Raw genomic sequence first — 18,583 nt, forward strand, 5'->3', positions numbered from 1 at the left:
AGGAGTGTTATATATGAATCCAATTTTTGAAGGTATCGGTGTAGCAATGACGACCCCGTTCATTAATGACGAAGTGGACTACGACGCATTCAGAAGACACATAGAGTTCCTGATAGAGAATGATACGCAGGCATTGATCGTGAACGGCACCACCGGGGAATCACCGACCCTTTCCGCTGAGGAAATCAAAACACTGATCAAAGTCGGCATTGAAACGGCTGCAGGGCGTGTGCCGGTGATTGCGGGAACAGGGACAAACTCGACGATGCACTCCATCGACCTCTCAAAATATGCAATGGATGCCGGTGCCGACGGTGTCATGCTCATCACCCCGTATTACAACAAAGCGAACCAGAGGGGACTTGTCGCCCACTTCAATGCGATTGCGGATGCAATCGATATCCCGGTGATCCTTTATAATGTGCCTGCGCGCACCGGCATGACGATCGAGCCTGAAACTGTTCTCGAACTGAGTGGACATCCTAATATCGTTGCACTGAAAGATGCAGTCGGCGACTTGAACTACACGATCAAATTACTGAACATGATCGATCAGGAGGAATTTGTCCTGTACAGCGGCAATGATGATAATTTTGCAGACTTCATCCAACTTGGCGGCAAAGGACTCATCAGTGTGGTCGGCAATGTCATACCGGGAGAACTTCAGAATGTCTATACAAGATTGACCCAGGGCGATTATAACGCGAAGCACACGTTCACTAGCATCATGCCTTTGATAGATGCGGTCCAGGTCGATGTGAACCCGATACCGATCAAAGCGCTGACAAGCGAGCTCGGGTTCGGGAATTATGAACTGAGGCTCCCCCTGCTTCCGGCTGAGGAAGAGACCCGTGCTAAAATAGTGCAAGCGTATGAAACATTCAAAGAGGGATCGAAAGTATGAAGGTATTACTCATCGGCTACGGCGCCATGAATCAGATCACCGAACGCCTGCTGCTTGAATCGGGCCATGAGATCGCCGGTGTGGTTGCCCGTACAAACAACTCAGCTTACCCGGCTTATGAATCCATCGATGAAGCCGGTGCGGATGTTGCCATCGATTTTTCAAACCCGGAGTTGCTGCTCCCTTTGATCAATGAAGATTTTAAAACCCCCCTGGTCGTTGCGACCACCGGTGAAAAGGAAACGATTGTCGAAAAGTTGAAGTCGAGAAGTCAGAGCGCACCGGTGTTTTTTAGTGCCAATATGAGTTATGGTGTACATGTGCTTAATAATCTTCTTGCAAGCGCCCTGGAGCAGCTTGAGGATTTCGATCTGGAACTGATCGAAGCGCATCATAATAAAAAAGTCGATGCCCCGAGCGGCACCCTGGTGAAGCTTCTGGATACGGCGCTTGAACACCGCAGTGACAGTCATGCAGTGTATGACCGTTCAGATGTCTATCAGAAGAGGGACGCCAAAGAAATCGGCGTTTCAGCCATCCGTGGCGGCACCATCGTCGGTGACCACACCGCCCTGTTTGCCGGCCTGGATGAAGTGATAGAAATCAGGCACCGCGCCCAGTCGAAGGAGATTTTCGCAAATGGTGCGATCAAGTCGGCAGAGGTGCTTCAGCACAAGGCCAACGGCTTTTATGATTATAATAATTTGTTCAAAGGAGAATAATTAATGGAAAAGTTTACAGCAGAGGAAATCATTCAGTACATCTCGGATGCGAGGAAGGAAACACCTGTAAAAGTATACGCAAACGGCAATTTCGGGGACGTCACCTTCCCTGAAAATTTCAAAGTCTTCGGATGCAAGAGCTCAAAGACGATATTTGCCGATTATGAGGAATTCAAGGCATTCCATCAGCAGAACGAGGATATTTTTACGGAGGTTGAAATTGAGCAGGATCGCAGAAATTCGGCTATTCCATTAAAAGATCTTACAAATACAAAAGCACGCATCGAACCGGGTGCCTTCATCCGTGAACATGCCGTCATTGAAGATGGAGCAGTGATTATGATGGGTGCAACAATCAACATCGGTGCCATCGTAGGTGAAGGTACCATGGTCGATATGAATGCTTCACTCGGCGGACGTGCGACCACCGGTAAGAATGTGCACGTCGGTGCAGGTGCAGTGCTTGCAGGCGTCATCGAACCGCCAAGCGCATCACCGGTCGTCATTGAAGATGATGTGCTGATCGGTGCCAATGCAGTCATTCTGGAAGGTGTACGTGTCGGAAAAGGCGCAATCGTCGCAGCAGGCGCGATCGTTACCGAAGATGTGCCGGCAGGCGCAGTCGTTGCAGGAACGCCGGCGAGAGTCATCAAACAGGCGAGCGAAGTCGAGGGCTCGAAAAGGGAAATCGTTTCAGCATTAAGGAAGCTCAATGACTGAGATTAAGTTTGTGAGTGAACATCGCAGATATCTGCATGAAAATCCCGAACTCAGCATGAAGGAGTTCGGAACAACATCCTATATCATAGAGGTTCTTGAATCTCTTGGAATCAATTATACGCAACCACTCCCTACAGGGGTGGTTGCGTATTTAAAAGGCGAAAGTGAGACCACCCTTGGATTCCGTGCAGATATTGATGCTTTGCCGATACATGAAGAGAACGATGTGCCGTACCGAAGTAGCGAGGACGGCGTCATGCATGCCTGCGGACACGACGGGCACACAGCCGCCCTCCTCCTTTTTGCAAAGAGATGCAAGGCTTTATCCGATGAGGGGAAACTTCCCCATAATTGTTATTTCATCTTCCAGCCGAGTGAAGAAACGATGGCCGGAGCAAAACAGCTGTTGGACAGCTGGAGTGGGAAGGAAGCTATGGATGCTGTTTTCGGCATCCATATCATGCCGGATGAAGAAACCGGCCTCGCACTTTTCAGGGATCATGAAATGACTGCCAGTGCGACGGAGTACCGCTTTTACATCAAAGGGGAATCTGCACATGTCGCCAATAAACAGCACGGCAAGTCCGCCTTGGAGGCACTCATGTTCACGACGCGTGAAATCTCGCAGATACAGCAGTTCCATCTGGATGGGTTGAACCGCAACATCATACACCTCGGCCGGATGGATGCCGGGGAAGCAATCAACACCGTACCGTCCAATGCATATCTCGAAGGCACGATCCGTACGTATGAAGAGGATGATCTCGCAGTGATAAAAGGCCAGATGGATAAGATCAGGGCTGCTGCAGAGGTGTTGTACGACTGCAAAGTGGAAGTGACATACAATGAGGGGTATCCACCGGTCAAAAATGACCCTGAATTACGCACTCTCGCTCATCAAAGTGTTGAATCTGCGGGGCTTGAACCTGTCATAAAAGAGAAGCCTTATCTCTTCGGGGAGGATTTCAGTTTTTACAGTGAAGTCGCACCGACATATTTCGTATTCATCGGCGCAGGCGACAGGGAAAAAGGGTATACAAGCAGTCTACACACTTCAACTTTCAACTTTGATGAATCGATACTGATCACAGTCGCCGACTATTATGAAAATATATTGAAGAACTATAAACATTGAGGTTAATGATATGAGCGGAATATTGACTATAGACAGAAAGAAATTAGTGCTACAGGCAGGGCAGATTCAAAACGGCACGCCGACCATTGCGGTTGTGAAGAATAATGCCTACAACTTCGGTCTTGAATTCGCGGTACGGGCATTTTTGGATGCGGGCATCACCGCGTTTGCGACGACTTCCTTGAAAGAGGCGGAGAAAATCAGGTCAATTACTGATCAGTCGATGATATTTCTGTTGAATCCGACCACGGAGTTTGAAGCGGTCAGAGGGCTCGATTTGAGCATCACCCTCCCCTCCCTCACATATTACGAAAAGTACCGGGAGGAACTTTCCCGCATCAGTATCCATATCGAATATGCCGGGTTGTTCAACCGGTCGGGTTTCGATAATTTCAAAGAAGTTGAACAGGTGCTGCATCATCAGGCTCAGATGAATGAAGTGGAACGTTTCTTCCTCGAGGGGTTATGGTGCCATTTCGGCTATGCGGATGAATTTGATGGCAATTATGAAATAGAACGGAAAAACTGGCTCGGATTCCTGGCGGAATTTGACAGGCTGGATATGACTCCGGAATATGTACATGCCCAGAATACCGCGAGCTTCGTCCGTGACGGCATCCTTCCGGGCCATACACATACAAGGCTCGGAATTGGGTTATATGGCTCCAAGCCCTACTCCGGCCTGAATGACGAACTGTTCGTCCAGCCTTTCGAACTTTATTCGTCTGTGGTGCAGATCAGGGAAATGGATGAGAATATGCCGATGGGTTACGGCGGCTCTTTCGTGGCAGGCCGCAAGACGAAAGTCGCTATCGTCGATATCGGTTATGGGGACGGTGTGCTCAGGAAGCGTGCCGAATACGACTGCCTGATAAACGGCAGGCGTTACCCCATCGTCAGCCTGATGATGAGCCATATGATCGTTGAAGTCGATGAAGAGGTTTCAGTCGATGACAAGGTCTTCATATACCATCCGGATATGCGCCTTGATGAATACACCTTCAAAGGCGTCGGTGCAAATTCGGAACAGCTCGCGACATTGAACTACAATACATTAACAAAGGAGATCAGCCATGAGTCTTGAATACCATAATGATAAACTGCAGTTCGGCGGACAGGATGTCACAAGTCTTGCCGGTCGCTTCGGCACCCCGCTCATCATCTATGATGAAGTATACTTGAGGGAGATGATGAGAAGGTACCACGCCGTCCTTTCCTCGCATGTCGAGCATTATTCGGTGTCCTATGCCTCCAAAGCATTCACCTCCCTTCAAATGATTCAGCTGTTGAAAGAAGAGGATATGGAAATCGATGTGGTCTCTTCCGGTGAATTGTATACCGCAATCAAGGGCGGTATGGACCCCGGAAGGATCAAGTTCCACGGCAACAATAAAACACGAGAAGAGATTGAATTCGCCCTCAGCCAGGGTGTCAATTTATTCATTATAGATTCACTTGATGAAATCCTCCTTTTGGACAGCATGGCAGACGCTTCCGTCGATGTGCTCCTCAGGGTCAATCCGGGTGTGGATGTAGATACACATGAGTTCATCTCGACAGGACAGACCGACAGCAAATTCGGCCTTTCGATATCGGATGGCACGGCACTGAAAGCGATTATGGAAATCGAGAAGAAGGATAACCTTAACTTCAAGGGCATCCATTATCATCTGGGCTCACAACTTTCCGACCCGGCACCTTTCGTCAATGCACTGACAGCTGTCTACGACTGGCTGCATGACCATGAAATCGACATTGAAATCCTTAATATGGGCGGCGGTTTCGGTGTGCGTTATACGGATGAAGACATCAGTTTCCCGGTCGAAGAAGGTTTTGATGAAATCTTCACACGCCTGAAAGAAGTGACATCACAGTACGGTTTCGAAATGCCGCACATCATCATTGAACCCGGCCGCTCGATCACTGCTGAAGCAGCGGTCACGGTCTATGAAGTCGGCACTGTAAAAGAGATACCGGGTGTAAGCCGCTATGTATCCGTAGACGGCGGTATGAGCGATCATATCCGTACTCCGCTCTACGGGGCCGAATACGATATCATACCCGTCAAGAAGCAGACAGACGATACTGGGAGCATATCCATGAACGTTGTTGGCAAGCTTTGTGAATCCGGTGATATCATCGGGAAAGATAAATCCCTGCCCGCCGATACGGCACGCGGTGATCTTATAGCGGTCAAATCGACAGGTGCATACCATTATTCGATGGCTTCGAACTACAATCAGATGCTCAAGCCGGCCGTCATCTTCATTGCACCGGACGGAGTGAAAGAAGTCATCAGGAGGCAGACGTTGGATCAGCTGATCCAGAATGATGTGCGCATAGAAGAATAAAAACAGGTGGATCCTGTTTTTATTTTTTTTACTGTAAATAAACAGCCCCACCACTTTCCAGTGGCGGGGCTCAATTGACAATTTATGACAATCGTTGATTAGTTTTTAATTATAGTTTAACAACGTTGGCAGCCTGTGGACCGCGGTCGCCTTCAACTACTTCGAATTCTACTGATTGGCCTTCTTCAAGAGATTTGTAACCTTCTTGATTGATTGCTGAGAAATGAACGAATACGTCGTTTTCTCCTTCAATCTCGATGAAACCAAAACCTTTTTCTGCATTAAACCATTTTACTGTACCTTGTTTCATTAATTGTTCCTCCAAAAGACTATATTACAATAGCAAATAAAATCACTGTTCCGAAAAAATAGATCATCTAGTCTTCCTTACACATGCTTCTATTGCTTATTGATACGTAAAGTATACTAAAGATAGCAATTTTTTGCAAACACAAATTCATTAAATATTCATATTTTTCCTGACTTCAAGGAATACATCATTTTTAAGGCAGATCGGAGTATAGTAAATCTGGAGATCTTCTTCACACTCTTCGCAGTATTCAAGCTCACATGCATTATAGAATGCCATGAGGTCATATTTGCCGGTCTGATAAGAATGGAAGTTTTCCATCATGCTTTCAACGAGTTCCCAATAATAATCAAGCATGGCTTCCTCAGAGCTGAAACGCCTGACATCCGTCAATTTTTCCTGCCACCCTTCAAATAGCCACCAACCTTCATAATCAGCTTTTAAAACGGCCACTTGATACATTTTTAAAACCCCTATTCGGTTTATTGAGATAATAGCCATATTATATACGCGAATAATTAGCAATATCAAGCAGAAACTTTTATAATTATTAATAAGAGGTGGGAACATGGAAGCTAAATTGATTACTTTAACCGGAAAAGTGCAAGGTGTGGGATTCAGATATCATACTAAAGCCATAGCCGATCAATATGGCATAAAGGGGTATGCCAAAAATCTGACGGAGGATGTCGAAGTGTTCGCACAGGGAGATGAGCCGTCCCTTGCACAGTTCACCGATGCAGTGGTCAGCGGCCCCGCCCCTCTGTCCCGTGTCGCAGACTATTCTGTTGAATCTGTCGAACCGGATGATGATTACACTAACTTTAAAACATTATAATGATTGCAGGTGTTAACATATGAAATTCAATATTTCACGTTGGACTGCAACTATAGTCGCCATACCGGTCTCCATTGTGACCGGGCTGGTTTCAATGCTTGCTCTTGATTTTCATCTGCTCATTGACATGATGGTCGGGGCGGGTGGATTTTTTGCAGCTTATCTCCCTACTCAGTCTGTAAGCTTCAACAGGCAGCTGAAAGAGTATGGTTTGACAAAAAGTGAGTACAGATATATACAGTCCCAACTGAAGGAAGCAAAAGAAAAGATGAACCGTCTCAGACAGAGTTATTATAATATCCGTACATTAAAGGATGCCAAGCTCATTTTTGACATCAACCGCATCGTCAAATCGATTGTCAGTACCGTCGAAGACAATCCGAAAGTGTTTTACAATGTACAGCAGTTTTTCCACTCCAACCTGGACTCGGCAGTCAATACGATTGAACAGTATTTGTTTCTATACAGGATGCCGGGGAAATCAAAAGAAGAGAAGATGAAACTGCATGAAACAAGACTCTCCATGCTGGAGCTCAAACGGACCTTACAGTCCAATCTTTCCCATATGAACCAGCCGGCTTACCAGTCATTGGAAGTCGAAAAGGACATCATAAGCATGAACAGGAGACGTGCAGGCAGGAAAATGGAGCTCGACAACACATTAGACGAAAAAAAAGTGAATATCCCGTCCGATGAACGGGAAGAAGTGAACATCCCAAATCAAAAACGGGAAAAAGTAAAAGTTTTTAGGAGTGACAATAATGAATCAGAAAAATGACATTGATTTAAAAGAACAGCTTCTGAGTGACCCGTTTGATGCCAAGACCTCTTCAGACTACCCTGCCCCCCAGACGGAACAGGAAGCCACCGGGAGCGCCAGCGGCAAAAGTACACTTGCGACATTCAAGGAACAGTTCAGTGAAGAAGATATGAAGCGCATCCGGGATATAAAATCGAAGATAGAACCCCTGGACAATGATGCACTCATCACATACGGTTCCAATGCACAACAGGCGCTGTCCAAGTTCTCCCATCACATGCTGAACGAAGTGCAGTCGAAAGATGTGGGGCCGATCGGCGACACACTCGAAAACCTTATGAAAAAGCTGAAAGAGATCGATCCTGATGAGCTGACCAATGAAAAGAAGAACATCGTCAGCCGCCTGTTCGGCCGGATGAAGAAATCCGTCAATGAACTGATTTCCAAGCACCAGAGTGTCGCATCGCAAGTCGACCGCATCAGTATACAGCTGGAGCATGCCAAAGAAGTCCTGATCAAAGATGTGCACCTGCTGGATAACTTATACGATCAGAACAAAGATTATTTCGATGCAATCAACATTTATATTGCAGCTGCGGAATTGAAGCGTGAAGAAATTGAAACGGAAGTGCTGCCTGAATTGAGGGAGAAAGCGGATCAGTCCGGGAATCAGATGGACGTGCAGGACGTCAATGATATGATGCAGTATTTGAACCGTCTTGAAAAGAGGGTGCATGACCTGAAATTATCAAGACAAATCACATTGCAGTCTGCTCCTCAAATAAGAATGATACAGGATATCAACCAGACCCTGGCAGAAAAGATACAGAGCTCGATCCTGACAAGCATACCATTGTGGAAAAATCAGATGGCCATCGCACTCACCCTCCTCCGCCAGGAGTCCGCATCAAAAGCACAGCAGGCAGTGACGAATACCACTAATGAGCTCCTGACGAAAAACTCCGAGATGCTGAAACAGAACTCGCTGCGCACAGCGCGCGAAAATGAACGCGGCATCGTGGATATAGAGACCTTGAAAGTGACCCAGGAAAACCTTGTCACTACAATTGAAGAGACTTTACAGATCCAGGCCGAAGGCTCCCAGAAACGAAAAGAGGCGGAAACCGAACTTGTTCAAATGGAAGAAGATTTGAAGAAGCGACTGCTTCAGTTGAAAGAAGAACACAGATATTAAATATTATATGAATTTAGCGGCCCCTGACTGATGAACATCAGGCAGGGGCCGCTTTTTCGTCTTTAATTGCCTGTGTATGACTTTAGTCCGGGTGTGTCATGAAGGGATCCACACCGGGCATGAAAGCCGTAACAGCCACTGATATGCCAACAGATGAACACTGCTTAAAAGAGCTGCATCGACAGGAATATCACCAAGGTGACCGTTATACTGCTGAGTAGAGTACTGTACAGGACGATCTGTGCATGCAATTCCGGTTCAACATCGTATTCCAGTGCGAGTGTCGCTGTATTCCTTGAAGTCGGGAAAGCACTGGCGATGAATAGTGACTGTGCAATGACACCTTCCATCCCGAGAGTGAAGATTAAAATCAGTGCCACAACCGGTCCGGTTATCAGCCGGCCGAACAGACTCCATGGAATGACTTTATGAAATGAACGGATTTTTATGCTTTCAAGCTGTGCACCGAGCAATATCAAAGCCAGCGCGGGAAATCCACCTGCCAGCTGCTCGACGGGCACGAGAAGAGGTGTCGGTATCGGTGCTTCAAAAATCTTGAAGATGACGGCAAGGATCAAGGCATGTATGATCGGCAGCTTTATGAGGTCCCTGAGCAGTTCAATGATGGATTTCGAAGCTGAAATCAAATTATAAAGACCATAAGTGAATGTCAGGAGGTTCTGTACCACGAGCACGATGATCTGCACCGAAACGCCAAGAGGATTCGAGCTGAAGACAAGCTGGCTGACCGGAAGGCCGTAATTGCCGGAATTCATAAGGGAGATACTGTTTTTTAAGGCAGCCGCCTCCCCGTTCCCCAACTTCAACAGACGGCTGAGGATATTACTCAAAATGATTAGAATGGTAATGAATAAAGAAAGGTATAAGAGAAGTTGAAAGACCAACTGGAGATCTATCTCAGCGTAGTAAATGTTAATGAATACCGCTGCAGGCATGAAACAATAAGTGACAAGGTTGGCAATCGGTCTGAGCCTGAACTGGAATTTCCTTTGAAGTATGAGACCGATGCCGAGAAGAATTAAAATCGGGACGATGACGTCGATAAAAACGGGGATGATATAGTTCAACCCAAATCATCTCTTTTCTATATAATAAGTTACTCTTATTATAATACAGATTAACTATAAGTAATAGTCATGTGATTATATGAAAAACTTATAAACAGCGATAAAAAAACAGCGCACACTGTGCGCTGTTTAAAATTCTTTCGACATCATGTATACTGCACTCTTGGTTTCTTCATGCCAATAAGATAACCGACGATATAGCCGATGATCAATAAAGGAATCCACTCAAAGGAGGCATTGAATAATGGCATGGCTTCAAGGAAGGACATTTCGACCCAGCCATTTCTATGGATGACTGCCAATATGCTTGTGATGATGATCAATACAATTGGAATCTGCATTGCAAGACGTGGAGTCGGAACAAAGTAACTGACAATCAACAGTAGCACCGAAGCCATTGCTATCGGATAGATGATGGACAGTACAGGCACACTTGTCGTGATCACCTGGTCCAGACCCTGGTTTGCCAGACCGAATGAAATTAATGTGAAAATGATGACAAACACCCTGTAAGTGATTCTTGGAACAATACTGTTGAAGTATTCACTCACAGCGACAATCAATCCTGTGGCAGTGGTGAGGCAAGCAAGCAGTACGATGGTGCCCAGCAAAATTGCCCCGAAACCGCCGTAAGCATCAGCTGAAATATAGGTCAGCAGGAACGTGCCCAAATTTTGTTCGTCAGGCGCCGTACCGCCGAGATCCACCCTGTTGCCAAGCCAGCCCAGGGAGACATATACAAGACCCAGAAGAAGAGCAGCCAGAGATGCGGACTTGATTGTTCCGAATAATAAAGCCTTTCTGCCTTTGACACCGGTACCGCGGATTGCGTTCAAAACAATCACAGAGAAGGCGATTGCTGCAATTGCGTCCATAGTCAGGTAGCCTTCAGTGAAACCTGCAGAGAAAGGTGCTTCTGTATTGAAGCCTTCGCCGGCTGGGTTGACAGGTTGCGATATGTACATGACCACAGCAGTAATAACGAGCAATGAAATCGTGATCAGCAGCAAAGGTGTCAAAATTTTACCAATGCTGTCCACTATCGTGCCCGGGCGCCAGCTCAGTGCAAAAACAATTATAAAAAACAATAAGGAAAATATGAATAATGATATTCCGCCTGGTGAATCCAGGAAAGGAATGATACTCATTTCATATGCGGTCGTCGCAGTTCTTGGTATGGCAAAGAACGGTCCGATCGTCAAATATATGACTACGAGCAGTCCGATGGCAAACGCCGGATGGATTGCTTTCAATGATTCTTTATAACCTTCTTTGGAAATCGATCCGACGATCACTCCGAGCAAAGGCAGACCCACCCCGGTAATGACGAATCCCAATATTGCCAGCCAGAAATAATCACCGCTGACAAACCCCAGGCCAGGTGGGAATATAAGGTTACCTGCACCAAAGAACATTGCAAATAACATAAAACCTACAACAAAAACATTTTTAGTACTCATTTTTGTATCCATTTAAGAGCCCCCATCTAACTGAAATTATAGAACTATTCTACATTATTAAATTCATAAAGTCTACAAGATTTAAAACTTTCAGATATTTATAGATAATTTAACTTGCTAAAATCAATTAATAAGATGCAGGAGGATCTTTCTCAGTACTCCTGCCACAGCTTGAGGAATTTCATAAGCATGTGACACCATTATGGTATTATCACCGTAAATATTTTTTATGGATTCTATGGTCTGCTCATCATTGTCCTCACTTATCAACACATTGATGACATTAATATTTTCCCGCCTAGCGATGTTGACCGCCTCGTGGGTATCGACGATCCCGCTTTGATTATAGTCTTCTGCACTTGGCAGACCGTCGGAAAACATGATGACGAACTTATCTGCTTCACTTCGTGTTTTCAACATGGAAATTTCATGCTTCAATATGAAGCCATCCCTGTTGTCTCCCGAAGCTTCGATATCCAGTATTGAAACGGGGTGATAATATATGGATTTATCAAAGCTCATATGCTCATATATCCTGTTTGGAAAATTGTTCGGACTGACTTCAAAGGTATCCTCGTGATGTGATATTATCCTGTGTCTGACATTCAAAGATTTCAATATATGGTTGAAGACGATGACGCCTCCAATCGTATTTTCCATGTGAGGTTCCATTGAAAAAGACTGGTCGATGATGAGGGTGAAAACGGCATCAATCTCCTTCGACTCCGAATGATTTTTGACGAATACTTTATGGCTGCCCTCAATCATAGGCATTACAGGGTTCTTCATCAATCTGCCGCTCGATTGGTTCATACGCATCTCATTCTGTTTATGATTCAAAAGCTGCTGAATATCCCCCACCGCCTGCTTGGTCACCATTGTATATTGATTGTAAAGTGTCCTGTACTGTTGGTATTTATTCAGATTGATTTTGGGTTTGCCTGTTTCCAGAAAGGCATGACGGTTGGTGGAAGACCGGTCCCTGAATGTATTATCACCGCGGTTTTTTCCGAAACCTTCATTATATTCCTCAATTTCATCATCATACATGTTCACCTGTCTGCTTTCGGTTTTTTGGTTATTGAGTGCTTCTCCGACTTCACCAAGAACAGTCGCATCCTTAGCTGCCCCACTCGTCTTCGTATCGACCAAACCTTTATCCGTCTCATCAATGTCATCCTCATCAGAAGACAGATGCCTGGAATCCTTCCTCTGTTCATTGGCCTTATTGTGGGCATCAATATCACTGAACGTGATATCATGTATAGGTGAAAATGTGAAGTTATTGATAACGGAATTTTCAGTTAATTTATTGTAAAATGAAATCGCTGTCGCTATACTCTCCCCGGTGGATACAGCTTCCATATCAAAATGAAGGCCTTCATATTCAAATTCATCTTCATATTCCAGAATTTTCAAATTCATAAACTGCAAAAAATCATCTGCGCGATTAGTTGTCTTTATAAGATATCGGTTCTTAAGCACTGCATCGCCTTTTTGAAGAAGTTTTTCAATGACGGGCCTTTTTTTCACTGAATTTTTTCTGAGCCTCGAATACTCTATGGATAAAAAAATCTGGCGTAAGTATTCATCGTGCTTCTTCATCTCAGGATACTTGGGATAATCCAATGTTTCAACTGCAGTGAAATGCGTGAAGATGTCATGCTTGAAACCATCAAGTTCTGTGATGTCATTTCTGTGCTTCCAAAACATGCTGAAATTCAATACATTTTTATATGGATTGAAGTAAGAATACTTTTGAACGTTCACAGTCAAATCCGGGTCTTTGAAAAGGAGGCGAGCGAGATCGGTCAGCTCCATCATATTTCTTGAATCGACCAGTTCATCATTAAATTTGATAAATGAATATGTCATATTTTAATCACTACTCAAAATGTAATTTGAACGCATTATATATTGCTGTTTTTTCCTGCTCATTGTCCAGTTTATCAATGACTGCCCTCTTTAATGCCCTCTCAGTGGGGATCATGGTGCTGAGGTCGGAAAGATCCAGTAAACTTCTCACGCTGGATGATTCCTTGGATATCTGCCCCTGCCTTGCCATTGTGACGAGGTCCTTATGAAAGTCAGTCAGCTGTTTTAAAACAGCCTTGTCATCCTGAAGGCTTTGATTTTGTAAAATCTCCAAAAGGGCTTCATCGGCGACATAATCGATTTCGACGATATTGAACCGGTTCAGCAATGCTTCATTCATTGGCATGGTGCCGGCATAGCCGATATTGACGGCTGCAATGACAAGAAAGTCGCCATCTGCTGTAATCTCTTCACCGGTCAGGGGGTTGGTCAGTGTTCTGCGGTAGTCCAGGGCTGCATTCAGTATGGGAAGGACTTCTGGCTTGGCCATATTGATTTCATCAATGTAGAGTATACAACCGTTTTTCATCGCCCGCACCACCGGACCGTCCACAAAAAGGATTTCCTGTTTTCCCTCTTTGTATTCAATCGTCTTGAATCCAAGCAGAGCCTCCATATCGGTGTCCACGGAACAGTTGATGCTCACCATGTCCTGTCCGAGATTTGCCGCAAGATCATCTGCGAGCCTGGTTTTACCTGCTCCTGTAGGTCCTTTCAGAAGCAGGTTCTTCCCCAGTTTCAATATGTCCAGTGAATCGCTGCGTATCGACTCATCTTCATGTTTGAACTTGAATTCCGGCATTTTATTCATCTGCATCTTCAAAGTATGTTTTGTAGAAACCGCCGACTTTTCCTGAATCATCTTTAACAAATATATATTCTTCAGTTTCATTGACTACGGTATAAGTTTTGCCTGCCGTCAGCATTGAGTCCACTTTGTACTTTTTTGCATCGGTATGGCTGACTTTCACTGTCTTTAAATTATTATTCTGCCATGTTTCGTGTAGCATCATTCATTCTCCATTCTTTTATTGAGTGTCTATATTTTAACATAATAAAAACAAGATACTGAACAGTATCTTGTTTTTATATATATTTTAACCTTCGAGCAACAAGTCTTCAGGATTTTCAATCAGTTCTTTGATGGTCTTGAGGAAGTTCACTGATTCCTTGCCGTCGATCACCCTGTGGTCGTAACTCAATGCAATGTACATCATAGGACGGACTTCAATGGAACCGTCCGGCATTGCGACAGGTCTTTTCTGGATGGTGTGCATGCCGAGGATGCCCGGCTGGGTACCGTTCATGATCGGTGTGGACAACAGTGAACCGAACACACCGCCGTTGGTGATGGTGAAGGAGCCGCCTGTCATCTCCTCCAGAGATAATTTCTTATCGATGGCCTTGGATGCAAGACCGGCAATGTCAGCTTCAATTTCTGCAAATGTCTTCCTGTCACAATTCCTTACCACCGGGACGACCAGTCCTTCTTCTGTTGAAACCGCGACGCCAATGTCGTAGAACTGTTTATAAATCATTTCGTCACCATCAATTTCCGCGTTCACTGCAGGGAATTGCCTCAGGGCAGCTACTGAAGCTTTTGTGAAGAATGACATGAAGCCGAGCCTTGTGCCGTCATGCTTTTCCTGGAAACTTTCTTTCTTCCGCTTTCTGAGCTCCATGACATTCGTCATGTCGACTTCATTGAAAGTCGTGAGCATTGCAGTGTTCTGCTGAACTTCGTGCAGACGTTTTGCAATCGTCTGGCGGCGTCTTGACATCTTCTCCCTGATGACCGGCTTTTCGGGCTGGGCATTGGATTGTTTTTTCTCAGGCTTGCTTTCAGGCTTTTTATCAGCGGTTTCCTGATTTTCTTTGGAAGCCTCATGATTTTCAACATCCTGGGAACGGATATGGCCTCTCGGATCGCCTGCATTGATCTCCTTCAGAGAAAGCCCTTTTTCGCGCGCGAGCTTCCTTGCAGCAGGTGAAGCGATGATACGGTCCGAACCTTCATCTGAAGATTCATCCTCTTTGCTGTCCTCTTTGGATTCATCTTGTTCTTTTTCATCTTTTCCATCGTCTTTTGAAGATGCATCCTGCTCTGCTTCTTTGGATTCAGATGGCTTGTCTTCCTTCTTATCTTCTGAAGATGAGGCTTCTCCGCTTTCATCAACGACTGCGACAACCTGCCCCACTTCCACAGTGTCCCCTTCTTCTGCCTTGAGTTCTGTAATCACACCCGACTCTTCACTGATCACTTCGACGTTGACCTTGTCAGTTTCAAGCTCAAGGATGTTTTCACCTTTCTCTACAGGATCACCTACACCTTTTAACCAGGACGCAATCGTCCCTTCTGAAATCGATTCAGCCAGTTCTGGAATTTTAACTTCTGCCATTATTCATCCTCCTGCACTTTCATAGCATTTTCTATAATATTTTGCTGTATTCTCTTATAAGTTTCAGCATCACCTTCAGCCGGGGAAGATGATACAGGGCGGCCGACATAGGAACGTTTGACATTCGCCGGTAGAATATCGAGTATTTTCGGTAAAACGGAACTGTAAGCACCCATGTTTTTGGGTTCTTCCTGTACAAAGCGTACTTCATCAAGGTTTTCAATGCCTTCAAGGATTTCCTTAATTGCATCACCCGGGAAAGGGTAAAGCTGTTCGACCCTGATGAGCAGCACTGCATCAGAAGGATTTTCATCCTGGTGGGACATCAGGTCCACTGCCATCTTACCGTGGGCGAGGACGACTTTTTTAACCTTGGATTTATCATAATCTTCGACGATGATCTCCCTGAAACGGTTGCCGATGAAGTTTTCAATAGGGTCACTCACCAGTTGATTCCTCAACAGGCTTTTAGGGGACATGATCACAAGCGGACGCATTTTATCTGTATTCAGATATTTTGCCTGCCTCCTCAGCAGGTGGAAATAGTTTGAAGTGCTCGTCATATTGGCGACGGTCATATTATTGGTCGCACATAAATGCAGGAACCTTTCCAGTCTGGCACTCGAGTGTTCCGAGCCCTGCCCTTCCTGGCCGTGGGGGAGGAATAAAGTAAAACCGCTTGTTTCACCCCATTTTGCATTCCCGGATGACATGAAGTTATCAAAATAAACCTGCGCCATATTGGCAAAGTCTCCGTACTGGGCTTCCCAGATGACCATCGCTTCCTTGTTCTCCACGTTGTATCCATAATCAAAACCGACGACCGCTGCTTCCGACAATGGTGAGTTATAAATGTCGAACGTCGCTTTGGCATCAGGGACATGATGCAGGGGAATGTATTCCTCCCCGGTCTCCGAGTCATGGAGGACCGCATGTCTGTGTGCAAATGTACCTCTTTGCGAATCCTGTCCGGTCAGTCTGATCGGTGTGCCGTCCTGATTGATCGTTGCAAATGCCAGCGCTTCGGCATGTGCCCAATCCACCAGTGCAGAGTCATCCTCAAAAGGCAGTTTACGGCGGTCCAGCACCTGCTTCAACTTCTTGAAAACAGTGAAATCTTCAGGATAATTGAATAATGAGTCATTGATGTCCTTCAATCTTTCATGGGTGATTTCAGGATCTTCATCATTCGGTAAACCTTCCTTCATCGTTTCAGGCACTTCAATCGACGATTTGATAACGGTATCATTTTTATCGATTTTATCATGCGCTTTCCGCATTGCTTTGAAAGCTTCGTCGATGATATCTTCTTTTTCCTCTTTGGAAATGATGTTTTCTTCCACAAGCTGATTGCCGTAGGCATGTTCAATCGTATCATGGGATTTAACTTCTTTATAAAGCATAGGGTTGGTCGTGCTCGGTTCATCCATCTCGTTGTGTCCGTATCGGCGGTAGCCGACCAGATTGATGACTGCATCCTTATTGAACTTCTGGCGGTATTTCAAGGCAAGCTCAATTGTTCTCAGGACGTGTTCAGGCTTGTCTGCATTGACATGGAATACAGGCAGGTTGAAACTCAGTGCAGCTCCGGATGCATGGACCATCGAACGTGCGTCGGACTCCTCGGTGGTGAAGCCGATGCGGTTATTGGCGATGACATGGATGGAGCCGCCTGTCGTGTATCCTTTCAGGTTGCCGAGGTTCAAAGCTTCAAACACGACGCCCTGCGCTGCAAAAGCGGCGTCCCCGTGGACCATGACTGCAAGTGAACGGTTGAAATCCAGCTCAGGCAGACCGTTGTGGTCGGTGGTTTCCTGAACAGCCCTCGTTTTGCCCTGCACGACAGGACTGACGACTTCAAGGTGGCTCGGGTTGTTTGCGAGTGTGATATGCTGCTCTATTCCTTTATCCGTCCTCACTTTCGAACCACCCAGGTGATATTTGACGTCCCCGACCCAGCCGGATGTCAATGTCAACGAACCGTCTTCAGGAAGAAATTTCATGGGATCGGTGTGCATGAATTCGCTGAGCATCATCTCGTAAGGTTTCTGGAGGACATGCGTCAGAACGTTCAGACGCCCCCGGTGAGCCATGCCGATTTGAAGGTTGGGAATATTTTCGTCCGCCATCATCTTCAGTAAATGATCGAACATCGGCACTAAAGTGTCCAGGCCCTCGATGGAGAATCTTTTGGCACCCACAAAGTTTTTGTGCAGATATTTCTCGAACCCTTCGACTTTAGCCAGAAGCTTAAAGAGTTCAATCTTATCTTCCGCATCAAAATTGACCTCTCCCTGATTTTCAATCGTTTCTTTCAGCCAGATTCTTTCTTTTGAATCGTTGATATGCATGAATTCATAAGCAATCGGTCCTGTATAGACCTCATACAGATGATTGAAGGCCTCGCTCGCATTCTCATAGAGTGATCCTAAATGCGGACTCACAAGAGATGCGGGGACGTTCTTTAAAAGTTCATCTGAAATACCGTGTGATTCAAAATCAAGAGCAGGTTTATTTTTTATATCCGGCTTATAGACAGGATAAATGTCAGACTTCAAATGACCATACAACCTGATTTCGTCAAGCAGGCGAAGCATCCCCTTAACATTCTGCTTGGCATCATTGCTCAGTCCCCCATCTTCTGATGTTCCGAGACTTTCAAACAGTGTGCGCATTTCCTCGCTGACACTGTCGGGATCTTCCAAGTAAGAATCGTGAATATCAAGAATCAATCCCAGATTCATCCCGAATCTGAGTGGAGCCTCCTCATAGGCTTTCCCTTCCATCTTTGCAGCACCTCTTTAGTATTATGTGTTTAATTTATTA

General features: G+C 45.5%; 18 protein-coding genes. 9 read left to right on the plus strand and 9 right to left on the minus strand.

Going from position 1 to position 18,583, the window contains the following annotated elements:
- The first annotated feature begins 13 nt into the window (after window positions 1–13).
- From dapA to lysA, 6 genes are read left to right on the plus strand one after another with little or no spacing between them, the layout of a single operon-like run.
- Window positions 14–904 carry a 4-hydroxy-tetrahydrodipicolinate synthase gene (gene dapA / locus BUA12_RS01570; protein WP_072707654.1) on the plus strand — a complete coding sequence of 297 codons (891 nt, stop codon included), beginning with the start codon at window positions 14–16 and terminating at the stop codon, window positions 902–904.
- A complete protein-coding gene (gene dapB, locus BUA12_RS01575; protein WP_072707656.1) occupies window positions 901–1,626 on the plus strand; it encodes a 4-hydroxy-tetrahydrodipicolinate reductase in 726 nt (241 codons plus the stop codon). Before dapA ends, dapB begins: the two co-directional genes overlap by 4 nt.
- 3 nt (window positions 1,627–1,629) lie before the next feature.
- A complete protein-coding gene (gene dapD / locus BUA12_RS01580; protein WP_072707658.1) occupies window positions 1,630–2,346 on the plus strand; it encodes a 2,3,4,5-tetrahydropyridine-2,6-dicarboxylate N-acetyltransferase in 717 nt (238 codons plus the stop codon).
- The gene (locus tag BUA12_RS01585) at window positions 2,339–3,481 is read left to right on the plus strand and encodes a M20 metallopeptidase family protein (RefSeq protein ID WP_072707660.1); all 1,143 of its coding nucleotides are present in this window, start codon (window positions 2,339–2,341) and stop codon (window positions 3,479–3,481) included. The genes dapD and BUA12_RS01585 overlap by 8 nt, the downstream gene beginning before the upstream one ends.
- 10 nt (window positions 3,482–3,491) lie before the next feature.
- Entirely contained in the window at window positions 3,492–4,565 is a 1,074-nt protein-coding gene (locus BUA12_RS01590; protein ID WP_072707662.1) for an alanine racemase, read from the plus strand.
- The gene (lysA, locus tag BUA12_RS01595) at window positions 4,555–5,832 is read left to right on the plus strand and encodes a diaminopimelate decarboxylase (protein ID WP_072707664.1); all 1,278 of its coding nucleotides are present in this window, start codon (window positions 4,555–4,557) and stop codon (window positions 5,830–5,832) included. Before BUA12_RS01590 ends, lysA begins: the two co-directional genes overlap by 11 nt.
- Before the next feature lie 109 nt (window positions 5,833–5,941).
- Here the strand turns inward: lysA and cspA are convergent, their stop codons facing one another.
- Both cspA and BUA12_RS01605 read right to left on the minus strand, forming a co-directional pair.
- The gene (cspA, locus tag BUA12_RS01600) at window positions 5,942–6,142 is read right to left on the minus strand and encodes a cold shock protein CspA (RefSeq protein WP_017548994.1); all 201 of its coding nucleotides are present in this window, start codon (window positions 6,140–6,142) and stop codon (window positions 5,942–5,944) included.
- A 150-nt stretch (window positions 6,143–6,292) separates the two neighbouring features.
- On the minus strand, window positions 6,293–6,604 hold the full coding sequence (locus tag BUA12_RS01605) for a DUF1033 family protein (protein ID WP_072707666.1): 312 nt from the start codon (window positions 6,602–6,604) through the stop codon (window positions 6,293–6,295).
- Window positions 6,605–6,710: 106 nt separating this feature from the next.
- On the opposite strand from BUA12_RS01605, the gene BUA12_RS01610 reads away from it, so the two are divergent.
- Genes BUA12_RS01610 through BUA12_RS01620 form a run of 3 tightly spaced genes read left to right on the plus strand, consistent with a single transcriptional unit; the run spans window position 6,711 to window position 8,935 of the window.
- The gene (locus BUA12_RS01610; protein ID WP_072707668.1) at window positions 6,711–6,980 is read left to right on the plus strand and encodes an acylphosphatase; all 270 of its coding nucleotides are present in this window, start codon (window positions 6,711–6,713) and stop codon (window positions 6,978–6,980) included.
- A gap of 19 nt (window positions 6,981–6,999) precedes the next feature.
- A complete protein-coding gene (locus BUA12_RS01615; protein WP_072707670.1) occupies window positions 7,000–7,758 on the plus strand; it encodes a 5-bromo-4-chloroindolyl phosphate hydrolysis family protein in 759 nt (252 codons plus the stop codon).
- The gene (locus tag BUA12_RS01620; protein ID WP_072707672.1) at window positions 7,742–8,935 is read left to right on the plus strand and encodes a toxic anion resistance protein; all 1,194 of its coding nucleotides are present in this window, start codon (window positions 7,742–7,744) and stop codon (window positions 8,933–8,935) included. The genes BUA12_RS01615 and BUA12_RS01620 overlap by 17 nt, the downstream gene beginning before the upstream one ends.
- Window positions 8,936–9,099: 164 nt before the next feature.
- Here BUA12_RS01620 and BUA12_RS01625 read toward each other — a convergent pair whose 3' ends face one another.
- The 7 genes from BUA12_RS01625 to BUA12_RS01655 all read right to left on the minus strand — a co-directional run bounded on the left by BUA12_RS01625 (window position 9,100) and on the right by BUA12_RS01655 (window position 18,543).
- Window positions 9,100–10,023 (minus strand): AEC family transporter, encoded by a 924-nt coding sequence (locus BUA12_RS01625; protein ID WP_072707674.1) that lies wholly within the window; start codon window positions 10,021–10,023, stop codon window positions 9,100–9,102.
- 146 nt (window positions 10,024–10,169) lie between these two features.
- Window positions 10,170–11,483, minus strand: coding sequence for a branched-chain amino acid transport system II carrier protein (brnQ, locus tag BUA12_RS01630; RefSeq protein ID WP_072708843.1), 1,314 nt, complete (start codon window positions 11,481–11,483; stop codon window positions 10,170–10,172).
- Window positions 11,484–11,606: 123 nt separating this feature from the next.
- The gene (locus tag BUA12_RS01635) at window positions 11,607–13,358 is read right to left on the minus strand and encodes a vWA domain-containing protein (protein WP_072707675.1); all 1,752 of its coding nucleotides are present in this window, start codon (window positions 13,356–13,358) and stop codon (window positions 11,607–11,609) included.
- 10 nt (window positions 13,359–13,368) lie between these two features.
- Window positions 13,369–14,160, minus strand: coding sequence for an ATP-binding protein (locus BUA12_RS01640; protein WP_072708845.1), 792 nt, complete (start codon window positions 14,158–14,160; stop codon window positions 13,369–13,371).
- A gap of 1 nt (window position 14,161) precedes the next feature.
- Window positions 14,162–14,368: a DUF6501 family protein gene (locus BUA12_RS01645; RefSeq protein WP_072707677.1), complete on the minus strand. Its 207-nt coding sequence runs from the start codon at window positions 14,366–14,368 to the stop codon at window positions 14,162–14,164.
- Window positions 14,369–14,455: 87 nt separating this feature from the next.
- Entirely contained in the window at window positions 14,456–15,757 is a 1,302-nt protein-coding gene (odhB, locus tag BUA12_RS01650) for a 2-oxoglutarate dehydrogenase complex dihydrolipoyllysine-residue succinyltransferase (protein WP_072707679.1), read from the minus strand.
- Window positions 15,757–18,543, minus strand: a complete 2,787-nt coding sequence (locus tag BUA12_RS01655) for a 2-oxoglutarate dehydrogenase E1 component (RefSeq protein WP_072707681.1) — start codon at window positions 18,541–18,543, stop codon at window positions 15,757–15,759. Before BUA12_RS01655 ends, odhB begins: the two co-directional genes overlap by 1 nt.
- Window positions 18,544–18,583: the final 40 nt, after the last annotated feature.

Origin of the sequence: Lacicoccus alkaliphilus DSM 16010 (genome assembly GCF_900142805.1) — a bacterium.
Classification (GTDB): Bacteria; Bacillota; Bacilli; order Staphylococcales; family Salinicoccaceae; genus Lacicoccus; species Lacicoccus alkaliphilus.